The sequence below is a fragment of the Pseudomonas lactucae genome (assembly GCF_016937615.1).
GTDB classification, from domain to species: Bacteria; Pseudomonadota; Gammaproteobacteria; order Pseudomonadales; family Pseudomonadaceae; genus Aquipseudomonas; species Aquipseudomonas lactucae.
In genome coordinates this window covers 1-14,795 of record NZ_JAFHKI010000172.1, presented here as the reverse complement: position 1 = coordinate 14,795, position 14,795 = coordinate 1, and the positions used below count along the sequence as shown (strand labels likewise).

Here is a 14,795-nt window from a genome sequence, read left to right as displayed (position 1 = left end):
AGCCCGGCACCGTCGTCGGCGTGCAGGTAAAACGAGCGGATGTGGGCACTCTCATCGACCACCCGCGCCACCCTCAGCGCCCGCCATTGGGCGCTGAGGGCCTGGGCCTTGAGCCGTTCGGCGGTCTGTGACCAGTTACCCGTCATCAAGGAGCTGGGAGACACCCCTTCGGCCTGGTCCTCCCAGCGCAACCCGAGCGCGGCCTTGCGGTAGACGCTGCGTTGCGGGGTAAACCGCCACAGCCGCTCGGCGCCCTGGAACGCGGCGATTTCGGGGTCATCCAGCAGCACCTGGGCGCTGCCGCTCATCTGTAGCAAGTCACCGCTGCCAAAGTCGACGAACGTCAGGCCCGCACGCGGGTTCAGCACAATGTTGCCCAGGGTGTTGAAGAACAGGTTGCCGGAGAAATCCGGAATCGTCAGGCTGCCGTCCGCCTCCATGCGCACGAAGCCCGACAACCCGCCACGGTGGGATGCATCGACCTGCGTCCGGCCGTCACGGATCACGTAAGTGGCCACGTAGAATGAGTCCGCCGTGGTCACCAGGCGTCGAATCAGCGGGTCGTTGGCGGGTAATTCGATGGCCGCGCCGGGCGGTTCGTCGACCACGCGGTATTGGCGCAGGTTGATATAACGCGGGCAGTTGCCGTAGGCCTGGGTGACTTCGATCTCAACGCCCTGCTTGAGTTGCCGACGCACAATGCCGTTCATGCGGTTACGGCGCCGGGTATGTAACTCGATGCCCAGCATGCCGATGGCGTCCCCTTCGCCCAAGCCTTCCTGGGCCGGGTCCTGGGGCTGTGGCGCCAGCGTAATCCGCAGGGTATGCGGGGTGGGTGAGTGCATGAAGCCCGGCGGCCCGCTGCGCAGGGTCGCCCACACATCCCCCTGGCGATCCACACTGCCCAGCACCACAAAGGGCAGTTGCCCATAGAATTCGCGGTGCTGGTCCGGCATCCAGTCACGAGCCATTTGCCGCTGGCCCACGCCGGCCATCATGTCTACCGCGCCAACCGTGCGTTGCAAGGCCAGCTCGCCTTCGTGCCAGGGTGAGGCCGGCGGTGTCGAGATCTCGTCCATTGGTGCTCTCCTCGGTCGCGCCTCGGGTTAAGCAAGCACGGCGCGCGGTTGGATTTTTGCGCTATCGGGTCGTGGACGGAACCTGCACGAATGGCAATTCAGTGTTTCAGTGCCTGAAAGGATGTCGGCGTGATTGAATAGCCAGGCGATCGAGCAGATTTTTGCATGATTCTTCAGGACACTAGCCAATATCTGGATAATGCCCACCCTCTGACCCGATAAGGAAATCCCACGCCATGAAGTCGTCCACCTCCGCCCTCCTCCTCGCTGCCGCGCTGTTGCTGCCCACCATCGCGCATGCCGACGACGCCGCGCGGGTCGATACGCTCAAGGCGTTTGCCCGTTGCGACGCCAGTTTCTTCAGCAGCCTGAACGCCCACCGCGACGCTTGGCTGGCCTACGCACCGCTCAAGCAGCAGAAGGATTTCTCGTGGATCGCGGTGGTCAACCGCGCCGACCACAAGGCCAACCAGGTGCCGGTCAGCGCGCCCCCCGTTGCCGGGTTGAAGCTGTTGTCGTATGCCGATGAGGTGTCCGACCTGGGCCAGTTGGGGCTCTACTATTACTGGGGCTTTGTTGTGCAAGGCAATGTCGATGAGGTGGCCCAGCGTCTTGCGCCTCTGTTGGACCAGCCCGCACGCTTGCAAAAAGGCGACGGGGATTACACGCGCAGCGACCTCAAGGTCGGCGACCGCTGGCAAGCGATCAAGCCCCAGCCAGGCAAGGCGCCGGGCCTGCGTCATGTGGAGCGCGTGCTGATCGTGGAACCGGAAGGCAAGCAAGGCACGCACACCCGTATCAGTTGCTCGCTGCAAGGCGGCGTCGACGCCGCGCTGCTGGCCTGGCTGCGCCCGGACATCGCGCCGGTCGACTACCCACGCACCGTGATAGAAACCAGCATCAACGATGTCGAGGTACCGGCCGGCGTGCTCCAGCGCCTCGACTCACCGCTGCTGCAACCCAAGTTCAAGACGTTGAGCTACACCTACCTGTCCAAGAAAGGCGACGGCAAGGACAGCCCGACCTCAGTCACCTTCACCGCCGAAGGTGGCTTGCTGAAGAAGAACGAGGTGTACGGCAGCACGTTCAACGTCGATCGGCTGGTGCAGGCCGATCTGATCCAGCTGAAGTCCAAGATGAACGGGGTCGGCGATGGGCGAGTACTGCAAACCCGCGATGTCGAGCTGAGCCTGCCGGCCCAATGGGCCGCCGGCCAGACACTCAGTACACGCCTGCACATGGTGAATGTGCCAGGCAAACCAACCGATACACCGGTCGAAACCAGCATGAACTGCAAGATCGGCGAGCGCTTCCCGGCGCGCCAGGTATTTGCCTCGCTGACCGGCGACGCCATCAAGCTGACGTGTGACCAGGGCGACTACAAAACGGAGCGTGCGTTCATCGAGGACCTGGGCGTGGCGCTGACACTGCAGTCGACGTCGGGCCAGACCCATTATGAGAATGAATACACCGCTGTCGATGTAGTACGTTAGTCGGCCCAACAGGAGGCACGCCATGGACCTGAAATTCAGTCACGTCGACGTACTGGTCGCCAACCTTGAAGAGGCCTGCGCCTACTACGCGCAAATCCTCAAGGCGCGTATTTCCAAGACGTTCGTCTGGGACCGTGACGGCCTGCATGTGCGTTATGCCGTGGCGCTGATGGGCCAGGAGCGCTTCATGCTGGTTCAGCCGATCGCGGGCAACCTGCGGGAGCTGTTGGATGCCCATGGCGAAGGCATGATTTATCGCCATTGCTACACGACGCCGGACATTGAGGTCGCCTATGACGAACTGATGGCCTCGGGCGTGCAACCCGAAGATGAGAACGGCCGGCCACTGGCGAAGGCAAACCTGCAAACGCCGGCCGGCGGGCGCATTATCTGGCTGCCCAAGCGCTTTGGGCATTTCTCCATCGAGATTCTGGAAGAAAAAGGCCTGGAGGTTTTCATCGAGGCGGCGTTTGCCGATTGAGGGCACTCTGCGCCCGCACAGCAGTCTGTTGCTACACCTACCCCTTGCCCGTCGGAGTTCCCATGATCATTGTTCACCACCTCAACAACTCACGTTCGCAGCGCATCCTCTGGCTGCTCGAAGAGCTTGGCCTGCCCTACGAAATCAAGCGCTACCAACGCGACCCGAAGACCAACCTCGCACCGCCTGAACTCAAGGCGATCAATGCGCTGGGCAAGTCGCCGGTGATCGAAGACGCAGGCAAGGTGGTGATCGAGTCCGGCGCCATCGTCGACTACCTGATCCGCCGCCATGGCGCAGGCCGTCTGCAACCGGACCCGGCGAGCGCGGACTACGATCAGTACGTGCAGTGGCTGCACTTCGCCGAAGGCTCGGCCATGCTGCCGCTGATGCTCAACCTGTACGTGGGGCGACTGGGTGATGCCGGTGCGCCGTTGCATCCGCGGATTGAATCGGAAGTGGCCAACTACCTCGGTTATCTCAACGACGCGCTGGCAACGACGCCGTACCTTTTGGGCGATGAGCTGAGCGGCGCGGATATCCAGATGAGCTTTATCGGCGAAATCGCCAAGGCCCAGGGCAAGCTGCAGGCCTACCCGCACCTGGCGGCGTGGGTGCAGCGGTTCCAGGCACGGCCGGCGTATCGCCAGGCGCTGGAACAGGGTGGCGAGTATGCGTTTGCCAAGTAGATAACAGGCACTCAATGGTGGCTGCTATCGGAGCATCTGCCACAACGACGCCCCTACCCCGGTAATGCTCTCCCCGGCAATCAACCCCGCCGCTGCGGTAATCGCGAAGCGCTCGGTGAGGCTCGGCCAGCGGCAGCTCACCAGCCAGGTCAGTATCGCGCCCAGCGCCATCATCAGCGATACCGACGCCGGCAACACAAAGGCCAGCCCCAGTGCGGCGGCACTGGGCAGGTAACGGGAGCGATGCGCGGGCAACAGGCTGTCAAACACCCCCAACAGCACGCCTAGCATCGCGCCAATGGCAATCGCCCAGCGGATACTCAGCGACAACGAATCCAGCCCATGGGTGAGGGTTTGCGCCACGGCTTTCCAGGTCGCCACTGCCGGGGCCGGCCATTGCTCGGTGAGCAGCATGGACTGCGGATCGGGAATCAGCGCCAGGTAGGCGAATACGCCGACGATGCTACCGATGAAAATCCCCAGAATCTGCGCGATCACCTGCTTGTGCGGCGTGGCGCCAATCGCCTTGCCTACCTTGAAGTCGTTCATCAGGTCGGTGCACTGCCCGGCCGAGCCGCCGGCGGTGTTGGCGCTCATCAGGTTGATCGGCACCTGGCCGGGCGCGACGATGCCGAAACTCAGTTGGGACAATTGCCCGATGGCGCCAATCGGCGGAATGCCGGTGGCTCCCACTACTCGGGCGGCCACGGCGGCCAGGCAAATCGCCAAGGGGATGGTCAATAACGCCATCCACAGGTTGATGCCGAACAACAGCGCCTGCAGGCTCACCACGAAGGCAATCGACAACACGAAGCCCGCGGCAGGCCCAGGTTTTGGCAGGGTCCAGATGGCACCACCGCCGGCCCTGGTGGAGGAGCGCAACGCCCACAGACGGATCGTCAACGACGCCAACGTGGAGCACACCATCAGGCTCACGCCCGGCCACAGCAGCCACTCCACCAAAGCGGCGAACTGCGGGCCGCTGCTGTCGGCCGGCAACATCACCAGACCGTGCGCCAGCAGCCACGGGGCCAGGCCGCCCCAGGCGAGCAAAGCGCCGAGCAACAGCGTGAGGCCGACGCGGATGCCGATGATGCCGCCAAACCCCAGCAACAGCAGCGAAGGGTCGGCGGTAAAGGTCAGGCGTTCCAAATGGGTCGTCGGTGACCAACGCGGGAAGGCCCACATAAAGGTATCCACCCACTTCACCAAACCGGACACCAACGCGGCGCTGAGCAACACCTTAAGGCGTGTCGCAGCTTCGCGGCCGTGGTTATAGATATGCAGCAGGGTTTCCAGAGTGGCCATGCCTTCGGGGAATTTCAGCGCCTTGTCATTGAGGAGCGACGGCCGCAGGTACCAGGCGATCCAAATGCCCAGGAAACTCACCGAAAACACCCAGGCGATCATCGGCAGCGCGTCCAGTTGGTGACCGGTCAGCAGGGTGTAGGCCGGGATCGGCGCGACCAACCCGCCGGAGATGATCGAAGCGGCGGCCGAAGCGACTGTCTGGTTGATATTGCTTTCATGCAGCGTCCACGGCAGTTGCCCGGACGCACGCTTGGCCAGGCCCTGGAAGATCGCATACCCCACCAACAGAGCAATGATCGACATGTTGAACGACCAGCCGATCTTCAGGCCGGCGTACACGTTGGAAGGGGTGAGCAGAATGCCGAGCAGCGTCCCCATGATGACGGCGCGCAGGCTGAGTTCGCGTTCGACGGGGGCGTGCCGGGCAATGGCTGGCGAGGCTGAAAGCATGCGAATTCCTTTCGGCGATGAAACAGGGTGACCTGACAAGTGAGCCCTGTGGGGCGCGAAAGGTTCCTGTGCCAGCCGCTGACGCACCCGCTTTTGTGGTGAAGTGGCTTTTTGTGAGGAGCAGGGCTTTTGGGGTGAGCGGCGCGGGGCAAGCCCGCTCACTACAGGTACCCGTTTGCCTTCTCCAACAGCCGCTGCACCCACGGCGCGTCCTGGGTATTCACCACGCCATAGCGGTCCGGCGGGAAGAACCGCCAGTGATGCGCAACGTCGGTCAGGCGCTTGAGTTCATCGGCCGACAGCCAATAGTCAGTGTGGGCCAGGGGTATCGGCTCGCCGTCAAACCGTCGGCCCAGTACCAGGTTGGTGCGGGGCGCAAAGGCAATCGCCAGGTGCTGGCAGGGTTGCAGTTGTCTGTCCGCTGGCGGCATGTGCCCGACCCGGTTGTAGGTGAAGTCGCCGGGGTATTCGTCACGGATCACCAGCCAGTGCCCCGCCGTGGTCATGGCGATGATCCATTGCGACACCCCGCTGCTCTGGGTGCGTTCAAGACGGCCGTTTTTCCATTGCATGAGGGCGTTGCAGTCCGGATCGAAATCCGAAGCCCACAGGCTGGTGGCCGACACCAGGGTGTGGCGTTCCAGCTCGACCACGCCCTGGTCCGGCATGGCCTGCCAGTAAAGGTTGATCGGGTCATGGGTATCGCGCCGGTAGTTACGCAGCGCCCAGGCGACGGTGAATACCACTCCCGCCAGCGCCTGCCAGCCAAACGAGTCACCGATGAGGCGGTCGACGTCCAACCCCGCCTCGAACACGCCGCGATACAGCAACAGGCTGAGTAAAAACACCAGGCTCGGCAGGTAGAGTCCGAAGCACAACGGCGGCGTTAACACGGCGATCCAGTTGAAGCGGTGCCCGCTCGCATGCTCACAGGCCCAGGCCAGTTCCTGGGCGAGTATCGGCGCCTGTTCGCGCGGGCCAATGCCGGGATCAGGTGTATAGAAGCGCCAGTAGCGTGCGTTGGGATCGTCGTTCATGGCCCGCATCATGCCCGTGTGAGGCACCAACATGAAGAAGTAAGTGAGCCGACCAAACACCCATTGCCGAGATCCATGCATAGTCATACGATGACTGACTACAATCAAAACAATAAAGGTTCGCTCATGAATAAGCCCCTCATCCTGGCCGCTGCCATTGCCTGCGGCCTCGGCGCACACGCCAGTGCCGCCACCTTTGCCTACATCTCCAGCCCCGGCGATGGTTTGATTTCCCAATACCGCCTCGACGAAAGCAACGGTGCGCTGAGCCTGGTCGAGCAGGTAACGGCGGGTGATCAGGTCAACCCCATGGCGCTGAGCCCGGACGGCAAGACCCTGTTTGCCGCGTTACGGGTCAAGCCGTTTCAGGTGCAGGCGTTCAGCATTGACCCGGCCAGCGGGCATCTGACGCCAACGTCCAAGGCACCATTGGCCGACAGCATGGCCTACCTGGCCACCGACCGTGCCGGGCGTTATCTGCTCGCGGCGTCCTACGGTGCCGACCTGCTCAGCGTGCAGCCCGTCGACAAGGCCGAACCGATCCTCACCTACAAGACCGGCCTGCACGCGCACTCGCTGCGTACCGACCCGAGCAATCGCTTTGCCTACGCGGGCAACCTGGGCACCGACCATGTGCTGCAATACCGCTTCGACGCCAACACCGGCGCACTCACGCCGATCGGCACGGGCTTCGTGAGCGTGCCGGCCAATACCGGCCCTCGGCACCTGGCGTTTTCGGCCAATGGCAAATACCTGTATGTAGTCGGCGAAATGAGCGGCACCGTGACCGCGTTCGCCATCGACGGCAGCACCGGTGCGCTGACCCAGATCGGCGTGGCCAACGGCATCCCCGCGCGCTTGAACCTGGCCCACGGCGAAGTGCGCGACGCGCGTAACAATGATTTGAAGGACGACCCGACGCCACGGATCTGGGCGGCCGACCTGCGCCTGTCGCCGGATGGCAAGTTGCTGCTGATGAGTGAACGCACCAGCAGTTCGGTGTCGGCGTTTGCGGTGGACACGACCACAGGCGGCCTGCGTTTTCTCGACAACTACCCGGTGGCCGAGAAACAGCCACGCAATATCGCGTTTTCGCCCAACGGGCAGTGGCTGTTGGTGACGGGTGAAAAAAGCGACACGGTCGGTGCCTATGCGGTCAGCGCCAACGGGGCGTTGAAACGGGTGGCGCAGGCCGCGTCGGGCAAGGGGGCGTTGTGGATTGAGGTGTTGCGTACCCAGGCGCAGTAACTCTCACCACAACAGCAAATTCGCCATAGATTTTTCGCTCTTTGGACGATGTTGCCCCTCAGCCCAAACGAAACCGCGCGGTGTTGTCGCTCAACGCCTGGCTGCCCTTGCTCAGGGTGTCCGCCGCGCGATTGACTGCCGCGCGCCGTCCAGCAAGCGCCCTGCCGCCTGGTCGACCTGCTGGATATTGCCGCTCACTTCGTCCGCCGTCGCCGCTTGCTCCTCCACCGCCGTGGCAATTTGCGCCAGCGTGTCGGTGACGTTCTGCACCGCGCCGGCAATCTCGCCCAACCGCGCGCCCAGGCCGGTGACGGATTCAGCATCGGTGAGGGCTTGTTCGCACGCGGCGCCCATGAGGGTGACCGCCTGGCTGACAGTCGCACGCAGGCTGTCCACGGTGCCGGCGATCTGCGCCGTGGAAGCCTGGGTGCGTTGTGACAGGCTGCGCACTTCATCGGCCACCACCGCAAAGCCCCTGCCCTGCTCACCGGCACGCGCCGCCTCAATCGCCGCATTGAGCGCCAGCAGGTTGGTCTGTTCGGCAATGCCGCGAATGGTGTCGACCACCGACTGAATCTGCTGCCCCTGCTGACTTACTTGCTGCAACGCCTCGGCGGTGTCGGTGAGGCGTTGGTTAAGCTGCTGGATGCTCGCCGTGGTGCGCTGGCTGTCGCGGCTGCTGTCTTCGGCGATGCGCCGGGTTTGCTGGGCGCTGCCAGAGGCCTGTTCGCAGCTTCTGGCGACGCCCATGGACGTGGCGGCCAACTGCGTGGCGGCAGCGGCGATCTGGCTGATCTGATGTTGCTGGTCTTCGACTTCGGTGAGGGTGCTGCCCGATTGCGAATTGAGCGTGAGCACGGCAGAGCCGAGCTGCTGAGTCTCGTGATTGACCCCGAGCAGGCTGGTGCGCAGTTGCACCACCGCCACGTTCAATGCCGTGCTGATGACGGCCAGTTCGTCGCGCCCCTGCACCGCCACCTCCACACACAGGTTCCCGTCGCGCAGGGATTCGGCCAGGGTGGTGATGCCACTGGCACTGCGGCGGATGGAGGCTTGCAGGCACATGAACAGGTACAGCGCGGCCAAGGCCAGCAGGCTGAACGTCAAAACCAGGGGAATGAAGCGCTGGTTGGCGTGGTTGTGGTAGTAGCTCAAGCGCGCGTCCAGCGAGGTGAGCGACTGCACGCGCAGCGCGCCGAGCGAGGCGAGCGTGGCGTCGACACTGCGCTCGAAGCTGGCGGTGTCAAGCTTGATACTGCCGCCGAACACGCCGTCATCGAGCACTTTGAGTTCGTTATCCAACAGCTGCAGGCTGTTGTCGTACTGCGCGGTCCAGGGTTGCATGCCGTCGAATTGCTTGGCTTTGAGCGCCGTCGCAGCCTTGTCCAGCTGGTCGCGCGCGTCGCCAATGCGGCTGCGCAGGTCGCGCATCTGCAAGCGGCTTTGCAGGGTGAACTGCCCGGACGCAATGGATGACTGCCCGACACTCGCCATACGGCCGATGCGCTCGATCAGGTCCGGCGTCTGTTGCGTGCCCATCTGCATCAGCATGTAGGTTTCCAGCCAGGGATCGAGAATCAGGCCGGCGTCCAGGGTGATCTGCTCGCGCAGGGTCTGCATGGCGCTCAGGGCCGAGGTGAAACGGTCGTAACCGTCCGGCCACCAGCCCACGGTACGCAGAGACTCGGAGTCCATGCCCTTGACCGTGGCCTGCAACGCATCGAAGCGCGCGAGAATGTCGGCGCTGGCGTTCTGGGCTTTGAGTGCCTCGCCCAAGGCTTGCAGGCTTTGCTGGATCAGCGGGAAATTGGCATCGACCTTGTCCATGGCTGCCTTCGCCGCCGGCGTCGGGGCGTGCAGGATGTCCGCTGCCTTCCAGCGCGCGGCCAGGTTGCGCTGCGCGGTCAGTTGCCCGTCCAGCGTGTCCAGGGCCAACAGTTGGCGAACGCCGGACTGCTCGTTGGAAATCACGCTTAATTTGTCGCGATAGTCCTGCCCGATCATCCACAGGCTACCGGCCAGGGGCAGCATGAACAGGAAAAACAGGATCTGGAATTTACGTGCGAATCCGAAACGTCCGAGCAGGCGGATACCGGGTGATAACAAGCTGTGCATGTCCGACCACTCCCAAAAACAACCCACGCAATTAAATGGCGGGCCAAGCCTTGAAATGACTAACGGCAAAATGCCATGTCATTGATTAGCTTGGCACTAGCAAGATACGGGCCGCCGGCACGCAGCCCCGAAACAGGGCGGGCGGTGTGTTAACGAAGCCGCGAGCGTGCTCGAAAATGGGGCAAAAGCACTCAGCGTCGACAAGGCTGCTGTAACCGACGGAGACGACTGCCCGAGGTGCCTTCCCCAACATCTTCAATCACAGCCACGTTATCGGCCACGAACCGATCAAACTTGAAGGCTGGACTTATGATTCGCGAGGCGGGTTGCAACGCCCTGTTTGGCCTGCACGTAGCGATCAAGCCAGCAATTGAGTGATCCACCGAATCTGTCGGGCAATCTCTTGCAGCTTCGCCTCGGGTACCGTCCGTTGTGCCAGTTCAAAGCCGGCCAGGGTCTTGCGCTTGAGGCGCAACGCGCGCTGCCACTTGGCCAGGAAGACCGGCGTGCGCGCCTGCATTTGCAGCGGGCCGAAGTACAATTCTTCAGCGCTGTACACCACTGGCTCCGAGCGCTCGCGACGATGATTTCGTAGTAAAAACGCTGTTCGTGCAGCAGGTCTTCACTGACGATACGGTAGCCGTTGCGCATCAACCACGCGCGCAGCGGTTGCTCGCCACCATTGGGTTGCAGGATCAGTCGTTCATCGCCGCGCAGGTAGGACTTGCCGGCTTCGAAAATGTCGCGGATCGTCTCGCCGCCCATGCCGCACAGGCTGACGACGCTGATGCGGTCGTCGGCGCCGATGGCTGACAAGCCATCCGCCAGGCGCACGGTGATCTGCGGTTCCAGGCCGTTGTCCCGCACGGTACGCTCGGCCGCCTGGAACGGCGTGGCGGCCACCTCCCCCGCCACGGCCGCCTCGATCACGCCACGGCGCAACAACGCCACCGGCAGGTAGGCGTGGTCCGAGCCGATGTCGGCCAGGCGCGCGCCGTTCGGGACATACGCCGCCACGCGCTCCAGACGCTGGGACAATGTGTGTTCGTTCAACCTCGGGTCCTTGTCATTCGCCGGAAAACCGATCCCGGCTGTTGGTCAGGTGCAGCACCATTGCCGCCCGCGCGGCGTCCGGGTCCTGGCGTTTGATCGCATTGTAAATGGCCTCATGCTCCAGGTTCGCCAATTGCCCAAGCTTGGCAAAGTCCGCACCGCCGCGTTCGGCGCCCTTGACCTGGGTACGCGGAATCATCGCATTGCCCAGGTGCTGCATGATTTCGCTGAAAAACGTATTGCCGGTGGCCTCGGCGATCAATTGGTGAAAGCGCTTGTCCTCGTCCACGCAACTGTCGTTGTTGGCCAGGGAAGCCTGGTAATCATCCAGCGCCTGGCGCATGTGGGCCAGCTGCGTATCGCTGCGGCGCAGCGCGGCCAGTGCCACCGCTTGTACCTCCAGGCCCAGGCGCAACTCGAGCATGTTGCGCACGCTGGCGACCGTGTCCACATGCAGGCGCAAACCTTGTTGGGCACGCGGCTCCAGCACGAAGGTGCCGATGCCGTGGCGCGTCTCCACCAACCCCGAGGCCTGTAACTTGGACAGCGCCTCGCGCACCACCGTCCGGCTGACGCCGTGTTCAAGCACGATGGTGGATTCGGACGGCAATTTTTCACCGGGTTTCAACTGCCCGAGCAGGATGCGCTGGGTCAGGTCGTCGAGCACGCCTTGGGCCAGGTTGCTGGAACGCTTACGCATGGGCGACGGGCTTTCATTGGGCATTGCGGCAAGTCCACGGGGCTGGGCTGGAGGGAGCTTAACACTCTGATCGGTGACATCGCTGGGGATTTAGTAAAGCTCCAACTTGTATGACAACCAATCTACGAATCCTTCCTGGCGGTCAGCACCAAAGCCATCACACCCAATAAAAAATCGTCTAGCCTCGCCATAAAACCCAATAAATACTGGCAAATAACCAAAATATCCAGCCAAACAACCGCCTTATAAAATAAAAACACTCAGCCCGGATTGCGGCTCCTGGAAAATGACTTGTATGATGTCTATCAACAAAACGTACAAACCCGCATAAAAATAATCCAGGGGGAGTTTTGAATTGTGACTAATTCAATCCACGCAGCTACCGCTCCAAACAGTGATCCGGTCCTCGCACGCGCCGTGCGCAAAGTGAAGGGCCATGTGCTCCCACTGTTCGTGATCATGTTCATCCTCAATTACATCGACCGGGTCAATATCGGCTTTGTGCGCACGCACATGGAGCATGACCTGGGCATCGGCGCGGCGGCCTATGGCTTCGGTGCCGGGCTGTTCTTCATCGGTTATGCGCTCTTCGAAGTGCCCTCCAACATGCTGCTGCAGAAGGTCGGCGCGCGTATCTGGTTGACCCGCATCATGTTCACCTGGGGCATCGTCGCGACGATGATGGCCTTCATCCAGAACGAAACCCACTTCTACATCCTGCGCTTTCTGCTGGGCGTGGCCGAGGCCGGTTTCTTCCCTGGGGTGATCTACTACTTCACCCGTTGGTTGCCGGGCGTGGAGCGCGGCAAGGCCATTGCGATTTTCCTCAGCGGCTCGGCAGTGGCGTCGTTGATCTCGGGCCCGCTGTCGGGGGCGCTGTTGCAGATCGAAGGCTTTGGTTTGCACGGCTGGCAATGGATGTTCGCCCTCGAAGGCCTGGCCTCGGTGGTGATCGGCTTTTTTGTGTGGTTCTGGCTCGACTCCAAACCCCACGACGCCAAATGGATGACCCGCGAAGAACAGGACGCACTGGTCGACGCCATCGACGAGGAACAACGCCAGCGCGAGGCGCTGACCAGCGTCAAGCCAACCCTTGGCAAGCTGCTCAAGGACCGTCAGATCCTGCTGTTTTGCGCGCTGTACTTCTGCATCCAGTTGACCATTTACGCGGCGACTTTCTGGCTGCCGAGCATCATCAAGAAGATGGGCGACTTGAGCGACGTGCAGGTGGGTTTCTTCAACTCGATCCCGTGGCTGATCTCGATCATCGCCATGTATGCCTTCGCGTCGCTGTCGGGCAAGTTCAAGTTCCAGCAGGCCTGGGTGGCGGCAGCCTTGTTGATTGCGGCGGCGGGCATGTTCATGTCCACCACCGGCGGGCCCATTTTCGCGTTCGTGGCGATCTGCTTTGCGGCCATCGGTTTCAAGTCGGCGTCTTCGCTGTTCTGGCCGATCCCCCAGGGCTACCTGGATGTGCGCATCGCGGCGGCGGTGATCGCGCTGATCAACTCCATCGGCAACCTCGGCGGCTTCGTCGCACCGACCACTTTCGGCTTCCTGGAACAGACCACCGGTTCGATCCAGGGCGGCCTCTACGGCCTGGCCGGCACCTCGGTACTGGCGGCGATCCTGGTGTTTTTCGCCAGGACCGCGCCCTCTGCCGCAGTGCATTCGTCAAGCACGGCGCCCACCGGCGCCGCCGCCAGCAAACCTCTTTGAGCACTTAAGGAAACTTGCCATGAATACTCCAGTTGTCACGCACTTGCAGGTCATTCCCGTCGCCGGCCACGACAGCATGCTGCTCAACCTCAGCGGCGCCCACGGGCCTTATTTCACGCGCAATATCGTCATCCTCAAGGACAGCTGCGGCAACACCGGCGTGGGCGAAGTGCCCGGCGGCGAGCGCATCCGCGAAACCCTGGAAGACGCACGCAGCCTGGTGATCGGCCAGCCGATCGGCCACTACCAGCGCATCCTCAACCAGATGCGCAGCACCTTTGCCTCGCGCGACGCGGCCGGGCGCGGCCAGCAGACCTTTGACCTGCGCATCACCATCCACGCCGTCACCGCGATGGAAGCCGCGCTGCTCGACCTGCTGGGGCAGTTCCTCGAAGTACCAGTGGCGGCCCTGCTCGGTGAAGGCCAGCAGCGCGATGCGGTGAAAATGCTCGGTTACCTGTTTTATGTCGGCGACCGCAACGCCACCGACCTGGCCTACCGTAACGAAGCCGACGCGGACGATGACTGGTTCCGCCTGCGCCATGAAACCGCCCTCACCCCCGAGGCCGTGGTGCGCCTGGCTGAAGCCGCCAAAGCCAGGTACGGCTTCAATGACTTCAAGCTCAAAGGCGGCGTGCTGAGCGGCGACGCGGAAATCGAAGCGGTCACCGCCCTGGCCGAGCGCTTCCCCGATGCACGTATCACCCTCGACCCGAATGGTGCCTGGTCGCTCAAGGAAGCCATCCGCCTGTGCCGCGACCAGCATCACGTGCTCGCCTACGCCGAAGACCCGTGCGGCGCCGAAAACGGTTACTCGGGCCGCGAAGTCATGGCCGAATTCCGCCGCGCCACGGGCCTCAAGACCGCCACCAACATGATCGCCACCGACTGGCGCGAAATGGGCCACGCGATCCAGCTGCAATCGGTGGACATTCCGCTGGCCGACCCGCACTTCTGGACCATGCAAGGCTCGGTACGCGTGGCGCAGATGTGTCATGAATGGGGCCTGACCTGGGGCTCGCACTCCAACAACCACTTCGATATTTCCCTGGCGATGTTTACCCAGGTGGCCGCCGCCGCGCCGGGCGACATCACCGCCATCGACACCCACTGGATCTGGCAGGACGGCCAACGCCTGACCCGCGAACCACTGAAAATCGAAGGCGGTTACGTGAAGGTACCGGCCAGACCGGGCCTGGGCGTGGACATCGACATGGACGCCGTGGCCAAGGCTCACGAGCTGTACCAAGGCATGGGCCTCGGCGCGCGGGATGACAGCGTGGCGATGCAGTTCCTGATTCCAGGCTGGCGTTTTAACAACAAGCAGCCTTGCCTGGTGCGCTGAGCAAGCGGGTTTGTGCGGGCGGCTCGGCCTGCAAAACAAACCCGATTCAATGTGGGGAGAGGGAGCTTGCTCCCG

The 14,795-nt window shown here is 62.8% G+C and carries 9 protein-coding genes and 3 pseudogenes; 6 read left to right on the top strand and 6 right to left on the bottom strand.

Annotation, left to right across the window (positions count from 1 at the left end; genetic code table 11):
• A pseudogene (locus JWR98_RS26015) lies at positions 1-1,079 on the bottom strand (pyridoxamine 5'-phosphate oxidase family protein); the annotation flags it as partial.
• A gap of 236 nt (positions 1,080-1,315) precedes the next feature.
• On the opposite strand from JWR98_RS26015, the gene JWR98_RS26010 reads away from it, so the two are divergent.
• From JWR98_RS26010 to JWR98_RS26000, 3 genes are all read left to right on the top strand, one after another.
• Entirely contained in the window at positions 1,316-2,572 is a 1,257-nt protein-coding gene (locus tag JWR98_RS26010) for a hypothetical protein (protein WP_205491595.1), read from the top strand.
• A gap of 22 nt (positions 2,573-2,594) precedes the next feature.
• Positions 2,595-3,053, top strand: a complete 459-nt coding sequence (locus JWR98_RS26005; protein WP_205491594.1) for a VOC family protein — start codon at positions 2,595-2,597, stop codon at positions 3,051-3,053.
• Positions 3,054-3,115: 62 nt separating this feature from the next.
• A complete protein-coding gene (locus tag JWR98_RS26000; protein WP_078733974.1) occupies positions 3,116-3,742 on the top strand; it encodes a glutathione S-transferase family protein in 627 nt (208 codons plus the stop codon).
• A 24-nt stretch (positions 3,743-3,766) separates the two neighbouring features.
• On the opposite strand, the gene JWR98_RS25995 is transcribed toward JWR98_RS26000, so the two are convergent.
• Together JWR98_RS25995 and JWR98_RS25990 are read right to left on the bottom strand one after the other, a co-directional pair.
• Positions 3,767-5,503, bottom strand: a complete 1,737-nt coding sequence (locus JWR98_RS25995; RefSeq protein WP_078733975.1) for an OPT family oligopeptide transporter — start codon at positions 5,501-5,503, stop codon at positions 3,767-3,769.
• A 161-nt stretch (positions 5,504-5,664) separates the two neighbouring features.
• Positions 5,665-6,540: a hypothetical protein gene (locus JWR98_RS25990; RefSeq protein WP_225908864.1), complete on the bottom strand. Its 876-nt coding sequence runs from the start codon at positions 6,538-6,540 to the stop codon at positions 5,665-5,667.
• 126 nt (positions 6,541-6,666) lie between these two features.
• Here JWR98_RS25990 and JWR98_RS25985 point away from each other — a divergent pair, with 126 nt between their 5' ends.
• Positions 6,667-7,788, top strand: coding sequence for a lactonase family protein (locus JWR98_RS25985; RefSeq protein ID WP_205491593.1), 1,122 nt, complete (start codon positions 6,667-6,669; stop codon positions 7,786-7,788).
• A gap of 58 nt (positions 7,789-7,846) precedes the next feature.
• Here JWR98_RS25985 and JWR98_RS30370 read toward each other — a convergent pair.
• The 3 genes and pseudogenes from JWR98_RS30370 to JWR98_RS25970 form a co-directional block, all read right to left on the bottom strand.
• Positions 7,847-9,903, bottom strand: a pseudogene (locus JWR98_RS30370) (methyl-accepting chemotaxis protein).
• A 358-nt stretch (positions 9,904-10,261) separates the two neighbouring features.
• Positions 10,262-10,956, bottom strand: a pseudogene (locus JWR98_RS25975) (tRNA (adenine(22)-N(1))-methyltransferase).
• A 13-nt stretch (positions 10,957-10,969) separates the two neighbouring features.
• Positions 10,970-11,680 carry a FadR/GntR family transcriptional regulator gene (locus tag JWR98_RS25970; RefSeq protein WP_205491592.1) on the bottom strand — a complete coding sequence of 237 codons (711 nt, stop codon included), beginning with the start codon at positions 11,678-11,680 and terminating at the stop codon, positions 10,970-10,972.
• A 333-nt stretch (positions 11,681-12,013) separates the two neighbouring features.
• Between JWR98_RS25970 and JWR98_RS25965 the strand changes: the two genes are divergently transcribed.
• Together JWR98_RS25965 and gudD are read left to right on the top strand one after the other, a co-directional pair.
• Positions 12,014-13,375, top strand: coding sequence for an MFS transporter (locus JWR98_RS25965; RefSeq protein ID WP_205491591.1), 1,362 nt, complete (start codon positions 12,014-12,016; stop codon positions 13,373-13,375).
• A 19-nt stretch (positions 13,376-13,394) separates the two neighbouring features.
• Positions 13,395-14,720, top strand: coding sequence for a glucarate dehydratase (gene gudD, locus JWR98_RS25960; RefSeq protein WP_205491585.1), 1,326 nt, complete (start codon positions 13,395-13,397; stop codon positions 14,718-14,720).
• The last annotated feature ends 75 nt before the right edge of the window (positions 14,721-14,795 follow it).

Excerpts from the sequence above, each read along its gene's own strand:
- JWR98_RS26005 (WP_205491594.1), top strand. The coding sequence starts at position 2,595 with ATGGACCTGAAATTCAGTCACGTCGACGTACTGGTCGCCAACCTTGAA.
- JWR98_RS25970 (WP_205491592.1), bottom strand. The coding sequence starts at position 11,680 with ATGCCCAATGAAAGCCCGTCGCCCATGCGTAAGCGTTCCAGCAACCTG.
- JWR98_RS25995 (WP_078733975.1), bottom strand. The coding sequence starts at position 5,503 with ATGCTTTCAGCCTCGCCAGCCATTGCCCGGCACGCCCCCGTCGAACGC.
- JWR98_RS26010 (WP_205491595.1), top strand. The coding sequence starts at position 1,316 with ATGAAGTCGTCCACCTCCGCCCTCCTCCTCGCTGCCGCGCTGTTGCTG.
- gudD (WP_205491585.1), top strand. The coding sequence starts at position 13,395 with ATGAATACTCCAGTTGTCACGCACTTGCAGGTCATTCCCGTCGCCGGC.
- JWR98_RS25990 (WP_225908864.1), bottom strand. The coding sequence starts at position 6,540 with ATGAACGACGATCCCAACGCACGCTACTGGCGCTTCTATACACCTGAT.
- JWR98_RS25985 (WP_205491593.1), top strand. The coding sequence starts at position 6,667 with ATGAATAAGCCCCTCATCCTGGCCGCTGCCATTGCCTGCGGCCTCGGC.
- JWR98_RS26000 (WP_078733974.1), top strand. The coding sequence starts at position 3,116 with ATGATCATTGTTCACCACCTCAACAACTCACGTTCGCAGCGCATCCTC.